Origin of the sequence: Mucilaginibacter aurantiaciroseus (assembly GCF_024055595.1) — a bacterium.
In the GTDB taxonomy this organism is placed as follows: domain Bacteria; phylum Bacteroidota; class Bacteroidia; order Sphingobacteriales; family Sphingobacteriaceae; genus Mucilaginibacter; species Mucilaginibacter aurantiaciroseus.
The window spans coordinates 313,629-331,860 of the sequence record NZ_JAMXOF010000003.1 but is presented as its reverse complement, the minus strand read 5'-3'; the positions used below and the strand labels follow the sequence as shown (position 1 = coordinate 331,860).

Genomic DNA, 18,232 nt, shown 5'->3' with positions numbered 1-18,232 from the left:
TCCCCTCTTGAGAGGGCAGGAGTGTGTTAATGAATAGGATTAATATGAGTAACGATATACAAGATTTAAAGCAACCGGCAGCAGCAGGAGCAAAAACATTGGATAGCATCCACGTCTTTGCTCCTGCTACCGTTGCTAACGTAGTTTGCGGGTTTGATGTACTGGGCTTCGCGGTGAACGAACCGGGCGACGAGGTAATTATGCGCATAACCGATAAACCAGGCATCACCATCAGCAAAATTACCGGGGATGACGGCAGACTGCCGCTTAACCCGGCAAAAAATACCGTTAGCGTAAGTGTGGAGCATTACCTGCGCAGTATCGACAGGCTGGATATCGGTCTCGACATCGAACTGCATAAAAAAATGCCGATAGGTAGTGGCCTTGGCTCCAGTTCGGCCAGTACCGTTGCGGGTTTATTTGCGATAAAGACATTATTAGGCGACGATACCGACCCATCAACCCTGCTACCCTTCGCCATGAAGGGTGAAGAAATGGCCTGTGGTCATGGGCACGCGGATAATGTTGCGCCGGCTTTGCTTGGTGGCTTTGTGCTAATTCGCAGTTATGAGCCCTTAGATGTTGTACGTTTACCGCACCCGGCCAATTTATGGTGCGCCATCGTATTCCCTGACGTGGATGTGCCAACAAGGGAAGCAAGGCAAATCATCCGCAAAAACATCCAAATGAAAGATGCGGTAACCCAATGGGGCAACATTGCCGGCTTGGTTAGTGGTTTGTTTATGGAGGATATTGACTTGATAGGGCGCAGCATGAAAGATGTACTGGTAGAGCCCGTACGCAGCATACTGATCCCCGATTTTTACCTGATGCGCGAAATGGCAATGGAGCTCGGCGCTATAAGCTTCGGTATTTCCGGCTCGGGCCCTTCAGTATTCGCTTTTACCCGCAATGAGGAAACCGCCAAACGTATCACTCAGAAACTACAGCAACATTTAACTAATATTAAAATAGGCTCTAACGGTTACGTATCAACTATAAATGATGCCGGGCCAAAGATTTTGGGATAGTGATAAGTCAAAATAAAAAAAAATTAAAAGTCAAAAAACGCGCGGCATAATGAGGTACGAAGCAATCCTCGATAGAAAAGCAGGCAACCTGCTTATCGAAGATTGCCACGCTATCGCTTGCAATTACGCTCGGAGAAAATAAACAAAATGAAATTCTACAGCACTAACAATACAAACCTGAGGGTTGGTTTTAAAGAGGCGGTTTTTAACAGCATGCCGCAGGATAAGGGTTTATACATGCCGGTTAGCATCCCAAGGCTTGATGATAAATTCCTGAACAACCTGGGCCAGTACACCCTGCCCGAGATAGCGTTCCACGTGGCACAAAACTTTTTGGGTGATGATATCCCTGCGGATGATCTGAAAGCCATCATCCATGACGCGATCAACTTTTACGCACCTGTAGTTAAGCTTGAAGAGAATTTTTACGTGCTGGAGCTTTTTCATGGCCCTTCACTGGCGTTTAAAGATTTCGGCGCACGCTTCATGAGCCGCGTAATGGGCTACTTTTTAGAGGAAGGCGAAAAACAGCTTGACATACTGGTAGCCACATCGGGAGATACCGGAGGTGCTGTTGCCCTTGGGTTTTTAGGCGTTCCGAATACACGGGTGACTATTTTATACCCGAAAGGCAAAGTAAGCCAGGTACAGGAATTGCAATTAACCACCAACGGCCACAACATCCGCGCGCTGGAGATTGACGGCACGTTTGATGATTGCCAGGCATTGGTTAAACAGGCTTTTACAGATAACGAGTTGAATGAGAAATTACGCCTTACATCGGCTAACTCTATCAATATCGCCCGCCTTATACCGCAAACGTTCTATTATTTTAATGCTTATGCGCAATTGCTTCGCGAGGGCATTAGCAAGGTGGTTTTTGCCGTTCCAAGTGGCAATTTTGGCAATATCGGCGCGGGTTTGTTAGCTTGGAAAATGGGCCTGCCTGTTGAGCGATTCATTGCCGCCACCAACGCCAACGATACCGTACCCGAGTTTTTAAAGACAGGGGTTTATCAGCCAAAGCCATCTGTAGCAACCCTATCAAACGCCATGGATGTAGGTAACCCAAGCAACTGGGTACGCATAGCCAATCTGTTTAAAAAAGAGCCTGAAGCACTAAAAAAACTGATCGTTGGCTATACCTATAGCGATGAAGACACTGTGCAATCGATAGAAGCTATATCTAAAGAATACAATTACATAGCCTGCCCGCATACCGCCATTGCATGGAAAGCGTTGAAAACTTATCAGCAGGAACATGGTGCTAAAGATACGGCAGGTGTGTTTTTATCAACCGCTCATCCGTGCAAGTTCCCTGATGTTTTTACGCCGGAGCAAGCAGACAAGATCAATATCCCGGAGCAGGTAAACGACCTGCAGCAAAAAGCGCATCACGCAACAAGTTTAGGTACTAGCTTTGCAGAATTTAAAGGATATTTGCTAAATAATGCTTAGCAATATTACCATGTTAAAAAGTGCTCTTTTAAAGGCTATTACTGTTGTTTCGTTTGTAGTTGCGTTATCCGGCTGTGATGTAAAAAAGGAAAAATTTACCACCGAAGGTTGGGACGAAGGCGATGGCATCACCTTCCCAAAACGAGCCGGGATGATAGATGACCTACTGGCTACGCGTAAGTTAAAAGGGCTTACCTACAAACAGGCTTTGGGTTTGTTAAAATACCCGCAGCGTAACGGTGTTACCGAAAAGAACTTTGAATACGAGATTATCCGAAAGATGGATGGGATTGACACAGTTTATGCCAAAAGCCTGGTGCTTTACCTGAATCAGGATTCGGTTGTAAGCGATTATAAAGTGCCCGAGAAAAACAATAAAGAAAAGCTTAAACTGAAGTTTGAAAAACAGAAAGCGGAGAAGAAATAACATTGTATGTTTCTATTGTTAGCCAACAATCGCTTGCTGTGATGCACAGTAATAACGTCGATTATTTATTCGGAAATTATTTTATATGTCATTCTATAATTTCCCAAGAGAATTTCTCTAATTAATTGGTCTTGCCTTTCTGGCACCATTTTCCCTGAAAGCGGATGCTTTTTTAAAACTTTAATAGCATCAAAAAACCGGGCATCTGGATTTTAGCATAATGTTCAGAGTCCTTTGCGATAAATTCGGCTATTTTATCACTGTCTTTAACGGCCTGTTTTGTTCCCTTTGCTTTAGCAATTTAGAAAGTTGTTTCCGGGATTCGTCTGATAAAACTGTTTTATTGTTATAAGATTGCTTTAACCCGGTGTCAATTTTATCTAACAACAATAATCTGTATATAATTTCGTAAAGACTAAATTCCTCAGGTCTCTCGTTAGCATATTCTTAATTTTATATGAATATACTAAACGCTAATTTTAATTTAAAGTGTTTCTATAACTTAATATCATGATCAACACCATCATATTCGACCTTGGCGCGGTACTTATCGACTGGAACCCGCACTACCTATACCGTAATTTATTTACTGAAGAACAGGAAATGAAAGATTTCCTGGCTAATATCGCAACACCCGACTGGAACGAAGAGCAGGATGCAGGCCGCTCTTTACAGCAAGGCACCAATCTGCTGGTAGCCCAACATCCGCAGCATGAAGAACACATCCGCGCGTTTTATGGCCGTTGGAACGAAATGCTTGGCGATGCAATTGAAGGCACGGTGGAGATCTTTAGACAATTAAAAGACAGCAATAAGTACAAAGTTTACGCGCTCACCAATTGGTCGGCAGAAACATTCCCGGTCGCTTTAAAACGTTACGATTTCCTGAATTGGTTTGACGGCATAGTTGTATCCGGAACTGAGAAAATGCGTAAACCTACGCCTTCCTTTTACCGGTTATTGTTGAACAGGTATCATGTTTCGCCAAATAAGGCATTATTTATTGACGATAATCTACGCAATATCTTAGCGGCAGAAAAGCTGGGCATCAAATCCATCCATTTCACCTCGCCCGAAAAGTTAAAGAGAGATTTGGAGATATTAGGAATCAACCGGGCCCAATAAAAAGCGAAAGCCCCGGTATTACTCTAAACTGCCCCCAATAAGTGTCTAACTTATTGGGGGCAGTCTAATCCGGGGCTCATTTTCTAACTAAACTAATTGTACTTATTTATTGGTTCCAAATGGTATGTAAACCCCAAAGGTTATGTTACGGCCCATGTTGTAAACCCCGTAGGTTGGGTCTTCCTGACTGTATCGGCCCGGCCTTAAACGGCTAAGGGCATCGTAATATGCTTTATTGGTAAGGTTGGTGCCCGATACATAAAGTTTAAAAGGCTGCTTACCAAGGTTAAATGTTGCGCCTATGCCCGCGTTAAGCAAAGTGTAACCATCTGTTGGTGTTTCAAAGGTGGCGTCAACACGGTTTTGTTTAAAAAAGTTGTCGATACCGGCGTAAAAGTAAAAGTCTTTAATTCCTTTAACTTTGGGCTCGAAACGTAGGGTATTATGCAACGTACCTGCCGGGATCAAAGGCAATGGCCTGTCGAACGTGGTATTCCTTGCTTCGGTATAGCTAAACGTATTCTCGAAATGGATGAATGATACCGGGTGCAGGGTTAAGTTACCTTCAAAGCCGTAAAGGTTAGCATTTACCTGGCCATAGCGGTAGGTATCAAATTGTCGAGGCAAGCCGGTACCCGGGTCAATTACCGTAGTTTGCTCTTTATCGGTATTTGAGGCATAAATAAAGTTGTGTATGTAGTTTTCATAGATCCCAAAACTACCGGTAACAAAGCCCGAGCCATATTCTAATGTCGCATCCGCCTGGTAGCTCTTTTCAGGCTTTAGGTTAGCGTCTCCAATTTCATAGCGGCTTGTCCCTTCGTGTACACCGTTAGAACCCAACTCGGCAGGGTTTGGCGCACGGAAAGCAGAACCCGCATTTGCCTTAAAGCTTAATACATCGTTAAAGATGTGGGTGTAACCTAAAGCGGCACTCACATTAGAAAACTTGTTATCAAACCCAACAAATACCGGGTCACCGGCCTCATCGTTTTGTGCTTTCCCTTTATTTTTGATATAATCGAAACGGGCACCTGCGCTAAATGTATTTTGTCCCCATACCTTTTTAGCATAAACGAATGCACCGGTGCTGTATTCATCGTATGCAGGGATCAATAACTCCTTGCCAAGGTTAACGCTATGGCTTAGGCTGCTGCTTAAACCAATCACAGGGTGCCATCCGTTACTTTCGGGCAGGTAATACTTAGCATCTAACGAGTAAGTATTCATGTCGAAAAAAAGGTTTGGCGTAGGCTTATCCTCCAACTCGCGGCGTTGGTTTTTCTGGTACCCGAGGTCTAATTTTAAAGAGCTGCCTCCAAACTGAAAGTTATTGTTTAACGCTACTTTATAATGGCGGATGTCCTGGCGCGGGTAATCAATAGTGCGGCTTTTACTATCGTTGTAAAGCGGGTCGCCCGGCTCGGCACCATAAAAACCAATATTGTCTTTAAAGTAAGAGAAATTTAAATGCGAGTAGCCCCATGACTTATTAAGCCCAAACATACCGCTCGCATTGGTTTGGTTAAACCCACTGTTTATATAACGGCCCGCGGGTGTATTAAACGAGTACGCATTTTGGTATGTACCACGGCCTCTCCATACAAAACCATTTTCGTTACCGCTAAGCATTACCGATGTATTGCTTAGCCCATTATTGGTAGAGTAATTGGTTAAAACCTCGCCGACAATATTACCTTCTGATGGTGTTGGCGGGTCTATTACGTTAATAACACCCCCCAATGCATCCGAACCATATTGCAATGATGCAGCACCACGCAATACTTCCACCCGGCCTGCCGCAAACTGGTCCATTTCTATACCGTGCTCATCGCCCCATTGCTGGCCTTGCTGCTTAACGCCATCGTTTAGGGTAACCACCCGGTTGTAACTTAAACCACGAATAACCGGTTTTGAAATGGCCTGGCTGGTGGTTATCTGGCTTACGCCCGGTACCTGCCTTGCCAACGCATCAATTAGGTTTGTGGATGATACCTGCAGTTGCTCTTTAGTAACTACCGATGCCGATGTGCTGTTGCTGCGGCTGCCAGATGTTATGGGCGTGCCTGTTATAACCACCTCATGCGATTCGATAACACTGGGCTGCAGGGCGAAAACCAATGGCTCGCCAAATGAAAAATCTATGGTTTGGGTTATCGTTTTATAGCTTAGGTATTGTACCTGCACCACAAAACGGCCCTTTGCCGGGATCGATTTAAAGGAGAACTCGCCGTTACCATTGGTGGCAACAGAAAGGCGAAGATCGGGGATGCTTACCGTTGCGCCAATTAAGGGCTCTTTGGTTTTAGCATCAACAACTTTACCCTTAAAATCTATAACACCTGCAAATGCAGAAAACTGAACGAATAAAAATATAAAGCAATATATAAGCTTAAGTTTCATAACAATAAGTTAAAAATACAAGAAAATGCCACGTAATGCAGCGTTAAAAAGATGGGTAGTATTATGAAACTACAGGTGGAGCACGTCCTTGAGATAGTACGAGGGTGAGGCTCTTGAAATCATACTCAAAGGTGATGAAGGTATGATCAGCAGGCGTAAATAACGCGTATTGGCTATTGCCCGGCAGCTCCATATAGGTATGGTGCATGCTATCGCAAAGCTGACATTTTTCTTTAACGTCCTGCTTTGAGTTGTTATGGCAGTCAGTGCAGTTTTTAGCGTGTATAGTTTTGGTGATGTTATGCTGATGGGCAAAAACCATATACTGCCCTATTATAAAACAGAGCATCAGCGCCCATGCGCAAAAAATATGAAAAGTGCTTTTTTTCAATACGAGCTATACATATGGCAATACAACGCAAAAGTAGTTAATAAAATGCTAATCATATTTAAAATACGTAACAATGTTGTTAATTGGATGTCAGGATAAACGCTTATAACCGCGCCACATCAGTATATTTGCCCGTATGAAACCTGCAGAAATTAATTTGAAATGGACCGCCCTGCAAGAACGCATTTCTACTGAATTTGATAACGAGAAACCCGATATTAAAGTGGTAATGTTTTTAATTGGTGTACAGGAGTTGGGCCAGGGACCTAAAAAATTTAGCAAAAGGCAAAAGGAAGAACTGATGCACATTGCCAATTGCAAACTATTCAGCAAAATGGGTTTTTACGAATTGGAAGGGCTTGACCAGGATGGCTGGCCGCACTGGAAGCTGGTAAAAACCGTACCTAATTATACCATATTAGAACAGGAGATGCTGATAAAATCGCTGATAATTGACTATTTTGAATCGGAAATGGAGTGGGAATTTTAAACTGACGAACCAAAACAATATGAAAAAGTTATTTACCATTTGCTTGTTGCTGCTTACCATAAGCATGGCCTTTGCCAAACCACCTAAGAACCAGTACGTGCGCCTCAAGACCACCTATGGTAGCGTAATCATCCGCCTGTATAATCAAACGCCGCTGCACCGCGATAACTTTATAAAACTTGCCAAACAGGGCTTTTATAACGGAACGCTTTTCCACCGGGTGATACAAAACTTTATGATCCAGGGCGGCGACCCTGATTCTCGCGATACGGCAAAGAATAAAGCAGGTGCAGAATTGGGCAACGGCGATCTAAAATATACAGTGCCTGCCGAGTTTCGCGATAGCTTATTCCACAAACGAGGTGTGTTAGCCGCGGCACGCGATGATAACCCTAAAAAAGCATCGAGTGCCTGCCAGTTTTATATTGTAGAAGGCAAGCGCTTTACAAGCGGCAAGCTGGATACTTTAGAGATGACCCGCCTAAAAGGCCGCAAGATCCCAACATGGCAGCGCGATATTTATACCACGGTTGGTGGTGTACCGCACCTTGACCAAAACTATACTGTTTATGGCGAGGTAGTAACCGGGATAGATATGGTAGACCAAATAGCTGCAGTTAAAAAAGATGGTAACGACAGGCCGGATACCAACATCCCAATGACGGTTGAATTACTAAGCAAAAAGGAGTGTAAACAAATGGACGAGTTACTTTGGCCTAAAGTAAAATAGGATAGCAACAATGGTTTGTCAGGCTCACCATAATATTCTTATTCACCCTGGTTGGTGCGACATTAAAAAGGGCCAAATGTTCACGTTAACGATAACGAACACACGAAAACATTTGTAATTGCCTCATAATCAAATTCTTTTAAATTGACGTGGTGACAAAATGCTGCCACCATTTTTAAATGGAAAAATACAGGATCACCGTAATATATAAACACCATGAAGATCATAACTTATAACGTTAACGGCATCCGTTCTGCCATTAGTAAAGATTGGTTGGCCTGGCTACAGGCTACCGATGCCGATGTGGTATGTTTACAGGAAATTAAAGCAACGCCAGAGGTAATAAAAGAATTGGGGCTGGTTGATGCATTAGGCTATAAACATTATTGGTTCCCGGCCGAGAAGAAAGGGTACAGCGGCACTGCGATATTTAGCAAAATCACACCAAATCACATCGAATACGGCTGTGGTATTCCCGATTTCGACCGTGAAGGCCGTTGTATACGGGTAGATTTTGACGAAGTTTCTGTAATGAGCGCCTACTTCCCGTCAGGTTCAAGCGGCGATGAAAGGCAGATCTTCAAGTACCGTTTCCTGAACGAGTTTGGCAAATACCTAACCTTACTAAAAGTTGAACATCCCAAACTGGTTATATGCGGCGATTATAACATCTGCCATAAACCGATCGATATCCATAACCCAAAATCAAATGCTAACTCATCCGGCTTTTTGCCGGAGGAGCGAGAGTGGATGGAGAACTTTGTGGAGTCGGGCTTTGTAGATACATTTCGCCATGTAAATAAAGAGCCGCACAATTATACCTGGTGGAGTTTCCGCTCGGGAGCGCGCGGTAAAAACCTGGGCTGGCGTATTGATTACGCCATGGCGAGTAAAGAATTGGAAGATAATATTAAGCGTTGCGCGATATTGCCCGAAGCAAAGCACTCGGACCATTGCCCGGTTTTGCTGGAGCTGGAGTTTTAGGAAAATCCAAGCATAGGGGGTCTTTTTCGGAACTAAAAAGCATCGTTGTATAATGCTTGATTTTGCCTTGTATTTCAAATTAAAAAATTTGCTTTTTTTAAAACTTATGTATAGATTCACGCTTCTACTTACACATGAACGACAAAACAAAAAAGATCATCATTTTTGACGATGATGAAGACATTCTATCGATCTGTAGTTACATATTAGAAGAACAAGGCTGGGAGGTTTTTACCTTTACAGATTGCAACGATATTACTGAAAAAGTTAGCGGGATATCCCCTGATGTGATATTGATGGACAACTGGATCCCCGATGCGGGTGGCATTATTGCTACCCAAACCCTTAAAAAAGACGAGGTGCTTAAAAACATACCCGTTGTATATTTTTCTGCCAATAGTGACATCCAATTGCTTGCTGACCACGCCGGTGCCGAAACTTATTTGGCCAAACCTTTTGATTTGGAAGAGTTGGAAAAGGTGGTCAACTCGGTACTTATAAAAAACTAAAAACATTAAAGCATTAAAAAACCCATCCGCCAAACGGATGGGTTTTTTGTTTTATAACAAATTAGATTGGGCCACCGCCCGGAGCAGGGCCACCCATTCCGCCTGGTTTGCTACCGCCATCTCTCATACCACGGCTAGGGTCAGCTGTAGGGGCCTTGCCAGAAAATTTTTGCAGGCGCAAAGTAAAGGTTAGCAAGTAGTAACGGCCAAGCCTGTTCACATTAGTTTGTGTAACAGTGCTCCCGTTGGTAGTGGTAGCAAAACCTGTGTTCTCGTTAAATAAATCGTATGCTGCCAAACGCAGAGTACCACGGTGATCTTTCAAAAACCTGCGCTCTAAATAAGTATTTAAAATATTAGGGTTTTTAATATTAAGGGCCGCATCGTAACCGTAGTTTAATGTTTTGGTATAATCGTAGCTAATTGTCCAGTCTTTCCAAACATAGTTTTTACCGTTTAAGCCTAATTCAACTGAGCGGATATTTGTGTTTTGGTTGCCTAATGTAGTTAACGAATTATTGGTTTTGCTCACGGTATATCTACCGTATAACTCTGCATCAATTATATCGGTAATATTAGTCCTGAAACCTAAACGCGGGATTAAGCTGATGGTCTTGGCAATATTTTTTGCTATAGGCGTCATCACGTTTAAAGAATCTACACTTTGCGAAAAACCAATGTTATTGGTATAAGTAGCATTAGCATTAAATGTTAAAGTGTAGCGGCGCTCTTTCCAGGGTTTAGAGTAAATTAAATTAGCACCGGCAGTATAATAACCACTTGTATTAAGGTATTTAACAAGTGTAGTATTCCTGAAATTTATCAGGCTTGGATCGGCTGCTATTGCGGCTGCGGTAAAATTCGGGGCATAATTGATAATGTTTTGTACTATCTTATTATCAGTTTGCGAAAAGTTTACGCCAACCAGGAATATATTACCAGTTTGAAAACTGAACGCATTATATCTTAAAGAAAGGTTATTTGCAAACTCGGGGCTTAAGTTGGGGTTACCCTGTACCGGGTATGAAGCGTTCGAGAAATCAAGTACCGGTTGTAACTGATTAAACGCTGGTTGGTTGCTGCTACCGTTGTAATTAAAACGCAAAGCCTGGCTCCTGCTAAAGTTATAATTGAAACTTGCCGCCGGGATGATGTTAAATGTGGATACGCTTGTAGATACGTTATTGGTTAAATTGATCCCGTCAAGCTTAGCCGGTTGCGCACCTACACCCAATGTTAGGTTATACTTTTTTTCTACCACGCGGTAGTTAAGGCCAAATCGATTAGTAGTAAAAGTATAATTATAGTTGTTACTTAATAATGCATAATTGTGGTAAAGGTCGGGGTTACTGGTGTATAGCGTATCCGTTTCTTTATCGCTTGATGTAAAGTTGTGGTTAAAGGCGTAATTAAGCTCCAGGAAAGAAACTTTACCTATAGGTTCCTGGTAAGACATGTTTAAGCCATAGGTATTGGTACGGGTATCGGTATAGATAACCTGGTTTTTCGGCAAGTTAGTTACACCAACGGTATAATCATTTATAGGGTTATCAAACTGCGAACTTTTATTGGTGCTTACATTAAACCCAAATAACAAATTACGTTTGCTATTTTTAAAACGGTGATTAAAAAAACCATTTAGGCCATAGCTTGGCGCGGTTGAATTACTAACCGAGTTTGATGTATACGCAAGGCTTGTGATTCCCTTCCTTGATAACGACAGGTCATCGATGCTGGTAACATTAGTACCTGTGTAGGTAAACGTTGGGGTTACTTTTAAATAGTTAAGCGTATCTGGCTTCCATTCCAGGTTAAAGTTAAACCGGTGGTTTGTTGGCATACTTGTTTCCTGACTCTTTTGCGTGCTTTGGCTCGAGTTTATTTCCGAATTATTGTTTTGCAACGTTGTAGAGTTTGTGTAGGTAGTATTGTTGCTAAAACTATAGCTACCATATACAGACAATGTTTTAGCCCATTGGTCCCTAAAGTTTAAACCTATTGAGCGTGCATTGGTAATACCATTTGCGTTGGTTGTAGAACCCGATGAACCGCCACGTGCCGCGTTTCCACGACCGCCGCCACCCCCGCCGCCGCCGCCGCCAAAACCACCGCCACCGGTTGCTGCGCCTGTTGCGGCACCATAGCTAAATGTGTTTACGTTAGTATTGTTAAGGTTACCTAAAACGGAGATCTGCTGGTCGCCTTTAAACTTAAAAAAGTTTACAAGGCCTATGTATCGATTATCGTTTTTAACATCTGCGCCATCTTGCTTAGGCAACCAATCGCGGCCTTCGCCGGCTGTTGCTTGCCCAAAATAACCGAAGTTTTTATCCTTACGGATGGTAAAGTTCAAGATCTTGGCCGGTTCGCCGGTTTTAACACCGGTAAGGTTTGCCTGGTCGCCGTAATCATCAATAATCTGTACACTCTCTATTACATCAGCAGGCAGGTTCTTGGTAGCGCTTTGCACGTCGCCGCCAAAAAAGTCTTTACCGTTTACGCGCACTTTTGTTATTTGCTTTCCCTGCGATGATACTGTACCGTCTTTGGCAACATCAAGGCCCGGGATCTTTTTCAAAACATCCTCAATAGGGGCGTTCTCGCGCACTTTATATGCCGATACTGAATATTGCACCGTATCTTCTTTAAAAACAACCGGGTTAATACCTACAATGGTAACCTGCCCAAGTTGCCTGACAGATGATTTCAGCAATATAGGATCAAGCACTATGGCTTTACCATCCGCAGGAAGATTATAGTGTTTGATAAGGCCATCGTAACCTATTGAGCTGATAACAATCGTTATTTTAGAGCCCTTTACCGATGGGAAGGTAAACTTGCCATTCACATCTGCTATGGTTACGGTGCTATCGCCAAGTTCGTTACGTAATTTGATATTACTGCCCGGCAGGGATAGTTTGGTAGAATCGATAATAGTACCGCTTATTGACCTTTGCTGCGCGGACGCATTAAAGGTATTTAAACAAACTACTACGAATATTAAATAAAGGTATTTCATAATCTTTTTATACGTAAGGGGCTGTTACAGTATCGTATAGACACATTTAATACGCAAATGTTCACTTTATTCGGTTTATATATTTAATAATCATAGCATTGTTACATATTTTAATATGCTAACAATAGGATTGTTACAGTACAAAAATATATAAGCCCTCCCAACAGTTGTCGGGAGGGCTTTGTAAAAAAATTTTAAATGTGTCGTATAAATTTATACGCAAATATTTTGTGGCTATTGCAGCCTAAAGATAGAAGCTACCTGGTTAAAATTTCTCACGTTTAGGCCCGGGTGTGTTAATGATAATGTTGTTAATGATGTGCCTGCTATAACCACAACCCTAAAGTCTAAACCGGTTGCTGTAAAGTTTGCTTTAACATCTACATAACCAACACCGTAGTTAGATACGCTTAAATTGCGGTCGTTTTCGCTGTATGGCAGCGCGTAATAACCGGTTCCAGATCCGGTAACCCTAAAGTATACCAAAACCAAACCCTGGTTAACTACACTTTGTGTAATTGCAGGTACATTTAACCTCGTTAAACCTGTTAATGTTACCGAGCGGCTTGGTAATAAAAAGCTTTGCACGTTAGCATTGCCGTCCTGTCCGTTTTGGCCGTTTTGGCCGGCTGCACCGGTTTGTCCCGTTGCGCCTGCGGGGCCTTGTGCACCTGTAGCACCTGTAGCGCCTGTTTGACCGACAGCACCTGCTTGGCCAATAGCACCTGTTGCACCGTTGGTACCATTAGCTCCATTTGTACCTGCAGGGCCTGTGGCACCTATGGCTCCCGTTCCTCCCTGAGGCCCTTGAGGGCCGGTAGCACCAGTTGCACCTGTTGGGCCAACTGGTCCTCCTGCCGGGCCTGCCGGGCCTTGTGGCCCTGCTGGGCCCGCTGTACCTGTAGCGCCGGTTGCACCCGTTGCTCCTGTAGCGCCGGTTGCGCCCGTAGCGCCTTGTGGCCCTCCAACTCCGGTAGCACCTGTAGCACCAGTTGCTCCGCTTTCGCCCTTTACACCCGGAGGGCCCGGAGTTGTAGATTTTTTACACGCACCTACTGTTAATAGGCTAAGTGCTATAGTTGCTAATAAAAGTCTGTTTCTTTTCATATTTTTTTTGTGAGTGTAGGGTGTTGTACGGAGTTATTAACATTTGGTTTCAAAATTTATTAATGTGGAATAAAATATCTTTAAAATGCGCCTGATTATACGTATAGATATCCACATCAACACTCAACGTTTGTTAACAAGTATTTCGTTTAAAGTGTAGCTTTTGGCATGATATTTTCGTTAAACATTAAAAATATTTAACCTATGAATAATTTTAACGGTACCCTGCACAATAAAGTGCACAAATGGATAGATGCGTTTGGTTTCAGGCTAAATACATCGCAAACAAGTGAAAAAAGCAAGATAACCACCAACCATTATTTCTTTGAAACTTTCAACTTTTTTGAAAAGTGGAAAGATAATGACCATGCAAAAGCAAAATTCCTTTGCTTTGATACCTATGGTGAAAAGGTAAGCGTTAAAACTTTGCTTGACCTGCAAACCGCTTTTTTTGAAAACATAAGTCAGCTTAAATAATATTTAATTTATTCTCTAAAAATGAGGCAATAAAAAAGCCTCCCAATTTGCATCGGGAGGCTTGTGATTTTTTAAGCAGATTTTATTTTGTTGCCGGCCAGCAGCTATCGTCAGCAGGGGAAACCTCGTCTGTTAAACGGCCCGGTACGCCACCGCTAACATTAACAATTGGGCGGGTTGGATTTAAGGCTTCTTTAATACGTAAACGCAAATCGGCATAATGTGCCGTGGTTAACGCATCCCCGCCTTTAGGCAGGCTTGCGCTAATTTTGGCAAGTTCTACACGCACCATCGGCCTAATGTCTGACAGTGCAATGTTGATAGGTGTTAATCCAAAGCTTGCAAGTTGTGCTGATGTAGCAATCGGTAAGCTTGCGCTTGCATCATCGTTCAACAGTGTTTTTAAACGATCTACATAGCCGCGTTGCAGGTTGCGTTTAAACTCATCAGGCGTTCCTTTAGCAAATATTCCTGTATGCAGGTCATTAAACATATCGGCAACTGTATAAGCTGTAGCACCATTTTTTGATTGGTTGTCAAACATCCGCGCCATGCGCGATGGGTTAACAACATTGGCAACCGCGTTTACCTGTAGTGATTTGATGCGGCCAATAACAACGCCATTATCAAATTTAGCTAATTCGGCATTGTTAATTAACCATCTTGGTGTAGTAAACACCTGTTGGTTTAAAAACATAACCGCATCGTGCTGCAGGCCTTTGTTTACAAAGCCGTAAACGGCACCTTTTTGATCGTATGTTTTATAGTTTTCGTTCATGCCACCAATATTCGTAGTAACATGGCCTATGTAGCGGTTATACTGGCCAATAACCTCATTGTATAAAGTTACCAGATCATCATAGTCCTCGCCTTTTTGGTACGTCCATTTTTCGATATTAGGAAGGATCCTTTTTAAGTTGGCAATACCGTAGGTGCTTGCCTTCATGGCGTTGTCACCCAAATCTTCGTTTTGTAAACGCGGGTCGATAGAGGTTCCTTGTCGGCCAAAGTAATAAAGCGGGTTACCGGCTTTTTCTTTAGTCCAAACATCTAACATTTCTTTTTCCTGCGCTGCGGTTTTCTTTCCGGGGAAGAAGCTATATCCCCATTTAACCGACCATAGATCGTACTCGCCAATTTGAGGGTAAAGGTGGGTAACGCCATCGCCGGGCTGTGCTATGTAATTAAAGCGGGCATAATCCATAATGGATGGTGCAGTACCGTGTTTATCCGTAAATGATTTTGAACGTAACGAATCAACCGGGTAAGCATAGCTCGAGCCAAAGTTGTGTGGCAGGCCTAAGGTGTGGCCAATCTCATGCGATGACACAAAACGGATCAACTCGCCCATTTGCGCGTCGGTAAATTTAGCCGTACGCACGTTAGGGTTAACCGCCGCCGTTTGAATGAAGAACCAGTTGCGCAATAAGCTCATTACGTTATGGTACCAGCCAACGTGGCTCTCCAGGATCTCGCCACTGCGAGGGTCAGAGATGTGCGGGCCGTATGCATTTTGAACATCTGAGGCAAAGTAACGTAACACGCTGTAACGCGCATCCTCGGTGCTAAATTCAGGGTCTTGCTTTTTAGTTGGGGCTTCTTTACCAACAATAGCGTTTTTAAAACCAGCGGCTTCAAAAGCCTTGTTCCAGTCGTTAACGCCGGCAATAAGGTATGGCACCCATTTTTTAGGCGTAGCAGGGTCTATATAGTAAACAATTTGTTTTTTGGGTTCAACCAGTTCGCCACGGGCGTAGGCAGCTTCGTCTTTAGGTTCAAGTTTCCAGCGGTGAATGTAAGCGGTTGCATCAGCTTTTTGGGCATCGGTACCATAATCTGTTTGTTGCTGGCCAAAAAAGCCAACACGGGCATCCATTACACGCGCTTTCATTGGCGTTTTTGGTAACAGCAACATCGAGGTATTTAATTCAAATGTTACCGCAGCATTGGTATTATCCGTTGGCGACTCTGTAGCGCGATAAGTTTTAAGAGTGCGTGTCTCGATATTGATCGGGAAACTCCTCATGGTATCAATATACGAGCGGGTATTATCCAGCGCGCTTATCTTGTACATTTTTTTGATGTTTTCGGGCAAGCCTATTGCCGCAACATCACCATTGTAAAGGTCGGTTACATCAACCAATACCCCTGTAGTATCTTTATTGTATGCTTTAATATCAAAAGCGGCAAGCACGGCATCAAGGTTCGAGTTTTTTACCGATTGGTACATATCGCTGGTGCTATCGGCCCTTACCGAATAGCTTGGTACGCGTATAAAAACTTGCTTATCGTGGCGCTCCCATTTCCAAACCTGGTTGTTAACCTCTTCACCGCCATACTGCTGGCCAAAAGATTTTAAGCCGGTTGGCGTTTTTACAAAACGGGTAACTACCAGCATTTCGCGGCTCAACAGGCTATCAGGAATTTCAAAGTAATATTTACCATCCACCTTATAAGTATTGAAAAGGCCGCTATCGGCTTTCGCTTTTCCAATAAGATCGCTGAATTTTTTGATGCTTTCTTTTTTTGCGGCGCCAATTGTTGCGGTGGCGGTAGAGCCCCCCGGGGTAGTTGTGGTTTTAAGCGTAACCGTACTGTCTGCCGCTTTTTTAGTGGCGCATGAACTTGCAATTGTTGCCATAGCAAAAAATGCAATGCCCAGGTAAGTATTTACCCGTAAAGGTGTATTCATCGTTAAGTTAATTAGTAAAGGCTAAAAATATGGAATAATTTTTTTAGAAACCTATCGCAACATATTAGTTACATGCAAATTATATGCGCCGGCGTAAATTGATGATAACGCGGTCGTATTTTTTATCATGATAGATCTCCAGCAGCAGGCTCCGCTCGGTAGTTTTAAAGTATCCGTCTATCTCCTCCGCAGTCATTTTTGATATCGGTTTAAAATTAATGGAGGTAATTTCATCATCCTTTATCAGGCCAATTTCATCAGCCGGCGAGCCGGGTGCAATACGGCCAACAATCAGGTGCAAATAATTTTCACCGGCCATAAAATACTCTATCCCACTCATGTCATGCTCAAACGGCACATTGAATTTTTCGTTCGATTTAATAAAAAGCAATCCGTTTGTATAATCAAAAGCCAGGTTAAACCTTTTGAGGATCCCAATGCCAAGGTTACCGTCACGTGGTACACTTGCCGTGCGCTGCACATAATCCTTATCGGGGAAAGATGTAATGATATTTTTGATTTTATACCCGGCCATATCAATCTCTTTAACGCGGCTTAGGTAACCTGTTATTGGTCCATTAAGCCCGACACCTAAATTTGCCTGAATAGCCTTTTTTGGCAAACCATGCTTCTGCACCATATTCTCGATAGAGAGGGGGTGCCCTGCGCCAAGGTCTATCACAAATTTGTTTACCGCTTTTGTACCATCCGGGAAACTAACATTAGTTTGCATGTAAGGCTTTTTATCCTCTATACTAATAGGGATCTTCTGGCTTTTTTTAAATGGCTTAAGGTCTTTAGGGCGGCAAACATTCATGGTTGTATCGGTAAAATTTATTTTTACCGCCAGCGAGTTAAAAAACTCGTACCCCAACAAGCCATGAATGGGCATGCCAACATAACCGGAGAGGTTAAAGTAATCTGTTTTTAAAATAGCTGCAGAAACATTATCACTTACCAACCCGGGGATGCCAACATTTAATGCCGGGGTAACATATGCTTCAAAAGCATCGCCCTCGCCAAGCCCGGCTAATTTAATGGTGCGTTTTGATGCGAGACCGATAGAATCAACCAGCTTAGGCTCGGTAATGATCATCAACCCAACACCTGTATCCAAAACAAAATTGAAGGGGCCCTTGTTGTTTATTTTGATCTTGACGATCATCATGTTACGGACAAGCTTAAAGGGTATGTCTACATACTTGTGGGTGCTGTCGACATCAAATGATTGGGCATTTGCCGATAGGAAAAGGCAATTTAATATGACGAAGAGCCATACCTGTTTAAACGTTGAGTATTTGTATAGGCCGGCTGACACCTGGTTTGGATTGGAAGCTAAATCTACAGTTTATTTTATAAAAAATAACACAATAGTTTAGCCCCCCAGTC

15 protein-coding genes are annotated in these 18,232 nt (G+C 43.0%); 9 read left to right on the top strand and 6 right to left on the bottom strand.

The window, feature by feature from the left end:
• Positions 1 to 44: 44 nt before the first annotated feature.
• From NAF17_RS14795 to NAF17_RS14780, 4 genes are all read left to right on the top strand, one after another.
• On the top strand, positions 45 to 1,031 hold the full coding sequence (locus NAF17_RS14795) for a homoserine kinase (protein ID WP_252758780.1): 987 nt from the start codon (positions 45 to 47) through the stop codon (positions 1,029 to 1,031).
• Positions 1,032 to 1,178: 147 nt separating this feature from the next.
• Positions 1,179 to 2,489 (top strand): threonine synthase, encoded by a 1,311-nt coding sequence (thrC, locus tag NAF17_RS14790; RefSeq protein ID WP_252758779.1) that lies wholly within the window; start codon positions 1,179 to 1,181, stop codon positions 2,487 to 2,489.
• A 10-nt stretch (positions 2,490 to 2,499) separates the two neighbouring features.
• Positions 2,500 to 2,916 (top strand): hypothetical protein, encoded by a 417-nt coding sequence (locus tag NAF17_RS14785; RefSeq protein WP_252758778.1) that lies wholly within the window; start codon positions 2,500 to 2,502, stop codon positions 2,914 to 2,916.
• Positions 2,917 to 3,426: 510 nt separating this feature from the next.
• The gene (locus tag NAF17_RS14780) at positions 3,427 to 4,041 is read left to right on the top strand and encodes an HAD family hydrolase (protein ID WP_252758777.1); all 615 of its coding nucleotides are present in this window, start codon (positions 3,427 to 3,429) and stop codon (positions 4,039 to 4,041) included.
• 102 nt (positions 4,042 to 4,143) lie between these two features.
• Here NAF17_RS14780 and NAF17_RS14775 read toward each other — a convergent pair whose 3' ends face one another.
• A complete protein-coding gene (locus NAF17_RS14775) occupies positions 4,144 to 6,444 on the bottom strand; it encodes a TonB-dependent receptor (protein ID WP_252758776.1) in 2,301 nt (766 codons plus the stop codon).
• A gap of 61 nt (positions 6,445 to 6,505) precedes the next feature.
• Positions 6,506 to 6,766 carry a hypothetical protein gene (locus tag NAF17_RS14770; protein ID WP_252758775.1) on the bottom strand — a complete coding sequence of 87 codons (261 nt, stop codon included), beginning with the start codon at positions 6,764 to 6,766 and terminating at the stop codon, positions 6,506 to 6,508.
• Between the two features lie 205 nt (positions 6,767 to 6,971).
• Here NAF17_RS14770 and NAF17_RS14765 point away from each other — a divergent pair, with 205 nt between their 5' ends.
• The 4 genes from NAF17_RS14765 to NAF17_RS14750 all read left to right on the top strand — a co-directional run bounded on the left by NAF17_RS14765 (position 6,972) and on the right by NAF17_RS14750 (position 9,548).
• Positions 6,972 to 7,325 carry a hypothetical protein gene (locus NAF17_RS14765; protein ID WP_252758774.1) on the top strand — a complete coding sequence of 118 codons (354 nt, stop codon included), beginning with the start codon at positions 6,972 to 6,974 and terminating at the stop codon, positions 7,323 to 7,325.
• 19 nt (positions 7,326 to 7,344) lie between these two features.
• Positions 7,345 to 8,055: a peptidylprolyl isomerase gene (locus tag NAF17_RS14760; protein WP_252758773.1), complete on the top strand. Its 711-nt coding sequence runs from the start codon at positions 7,345 to 7,347 to the stop codon at positions 8,053 to 8,055.
• Positions 8,056 to 8,271: 216 nt separating this feature from the next.
• Entirely contained in the window at positions 8,272 to 9,039 is a 768-nt protein-coding gene (locus tag NAF17_RS14755) for an exodeoxyribonuclease III (RefSeq protein WP_252758772.1), read from the top strand.
• Between the two features lie 134 nt (positions 9,040 to 9,173).
• The gene (locus NAF17_RS14750) at positions 9,174 to 9,548 is read left to right on the top strand and encodes a response regulator (RefSeq protein ID WP_252758771.1); all 375 of its coding nucleotides are present in this window, start codon (positions 9,174 to 9,176) and stop codon (positions 9,546 to 9,548) included.
• 61 nt (positions 9,549 to 9,609) lie between these two features.
• On the opposite strand, the gene NAF17_RS14745 is transcribed toward NAF17_RS14750, so the two are convergent.
• Positions 9,610 to 12,567 carry an outer membrane beta-barrel protein gene (locus tag NAF17_RS14745; RefSeq protein ID WP_252758770.1) on the bottom strand — a complete coding sequence of 986 codons (2,958 nt, stop codon included), beginning with the start codon at positions 12,565 to 12,567 and terminating at the stop codon, positions 9,610 to 9,612.
• A gap of 234 nt (positions 12,568 to 12,801) precedes the next feature.
• Positions 12,802 to 13,674 (bottom strand): collagen-like protein, encoded by an 873-nt coding sequence (locus tag NAF17_RS14740; RefSeq protein WP_252758769.1) that lies wholly within the window; start codon positions 13,672 to 13,674, stop codon positions 12,802 to 12,804.
• A 204-nt stretch (positions 13,675 to 13,878) separates the two neighbouring features.
• Between NAF17_RS14740 and NAF17_RS14735 the strand changes: the two genes are divergently transcribed.
• On the top strand, positions 13,879 to 14,151 hold the full coding sequence (locus NAF17_RS14735) for a hypothetical protein (RefSeq protein WP_252758768.1): 273 nt from the start codon (positions 13,879 to 13,881) through the stop codon (positions 14,149 to 14,151).
• Positions 14,152 to 14,233: 82 nt separating this feature from the next.
• Here NAF17_RS14735 and NAF17_RS14730 read toward each other — a convergent pair whose 3' ends face one another.
• Both NAF17_RS14730 and NAF17_RS14725 read right to left on the bottom strand, forming a co-directional pair.
• Positions 14,234 to 16,843, bottom strand: coding sequence for a zinc-dependent metalloprotease (locus tag NAF17_RS14730; RefSeq protein WP_252758767.1), 2,610 nt, complete (start codon positions 16,841 to 16,843; stop codon positions 14,234 to 14,236).
• Positions 16,844 to 16,922: 79 nt separating this feature from the next.
• Positions 16,923 to 18,161: an aspartyl protease family protein gene (locus tag NAF17_RS14725; RefSeq protein ID WP_252758766.1), complete on the bottom strand. Its 1,239-nt coding sequence runs from the start codon at positions 18,159 to 18,161 to the stop codon at positions 16,923 to 16,925.
• Positions 18,162 to 18,232 lie beyond the last annotated feature (71 nt).

What these genes read in the sequence shown, in the direction of transcription:
- NAF17_RS14755 (WP_252758772.1), top strand. Translation starts at nt 8,272, where the DNA reads ATGAAGATCATAACTTATAACGTTAACGGCATCCGTTCTGCCATTAGT.
- NAF17_RS14730 (WP_252758767.1), bottom strand. Translation starts at nt 16,843, where the DNA reads ATGAATACACCTTTACGGGTAAATACTTACCTGGGCATTGCATTTTTT.
- NAF17_RS14735 (WP_252758768.1), top strand. Translation starts at nt 13,879, where the DNA reads ATGAATAATTTTAACGGTACCCTGCACAATAAAGTGCACAAATGGATA.
- NAF17_RS14775 (WP_252758776.1), bottom strand. Translation starts at nt 6,444, where the DNA reads ATGAAACTTAAGCTTATATATTGCTTTATATTTTTATTCGTTCAGTTT.
- NAF17_RS14740 (WP_252758769.1), bottom strand. Translation starts at nt 13,674, where the DNA reads ATGAAAAGAAACAGACTTTTATTAGCAACTATAGCACTTAGCCTATTA.
- NAF17_RS14795 (WP_252758780.1), top strand. Translation starts at nt 45, where the DNA reads ATGAGTAACGATATACAAGATTTAAAGCAACCGGCAGCAGCAGGAGCA.
- NAF17_RS14785 (WP_252758778.1), top strand. Translation starts at nt 2,500, where the DNA reads ATGTTAAAAAGTGCTCTTTTAAAGGCTATTACTGTTGTTTCGTTTGTA.
- NAF17_RS14765 (WP_252758774.1), top strand. Translation starts at nt 6,972, where the DNA reads ATGAAACCTGCAGAAATTAATTTGAAATGGACCGCCCTGCAAGAACGC.
- NAF17_RS14780 (WP_252758777.1), top strand. Translation starts at nt 3,427, where the DNA reads ATGATCAACACCATCATATTCGACCTTGGCGCGGTACTTATCGACTGG.
- NAF17_RS14760 (WP_252758773.1), top strand. Translation starts at nt 7,345, where the DNA reads ATGAAAAAGTTATTTACCATTTGCTTGTTGCTGCTTACCATAAGCATG.
- thrC (WP_252758779.1), top strand. Translation starts at nt 1,179, where the DNA reads ATGAAATTCTACAGCACTAACAATACAAACCTGAGGGTTGGTTTTAAA.
- NAF17_RS14745 (WP_252758770.1), bottom strand. Translation starts at nt 12,567, where the DNA reads ATGAAATACCTTTATTTAATATTCGTAGTAGTTTGTTTAAATACCTTT.
- NAF17_RS14770 (WP_252758775.1), bottom strand. Translation starts at nt 6,766, where the DNA reads ATGGTTTTTGCCCATCAGCATAACATCACCAAAACTATACACGCTAAA.
- NAF17_RS14750 (WP_252758771.1), top strand. Translation starts at nt 9,174, where the DNA reads ATGAACGACAAAACAAAAAAGATCATCATTTTTGACGATGATGAAGAC.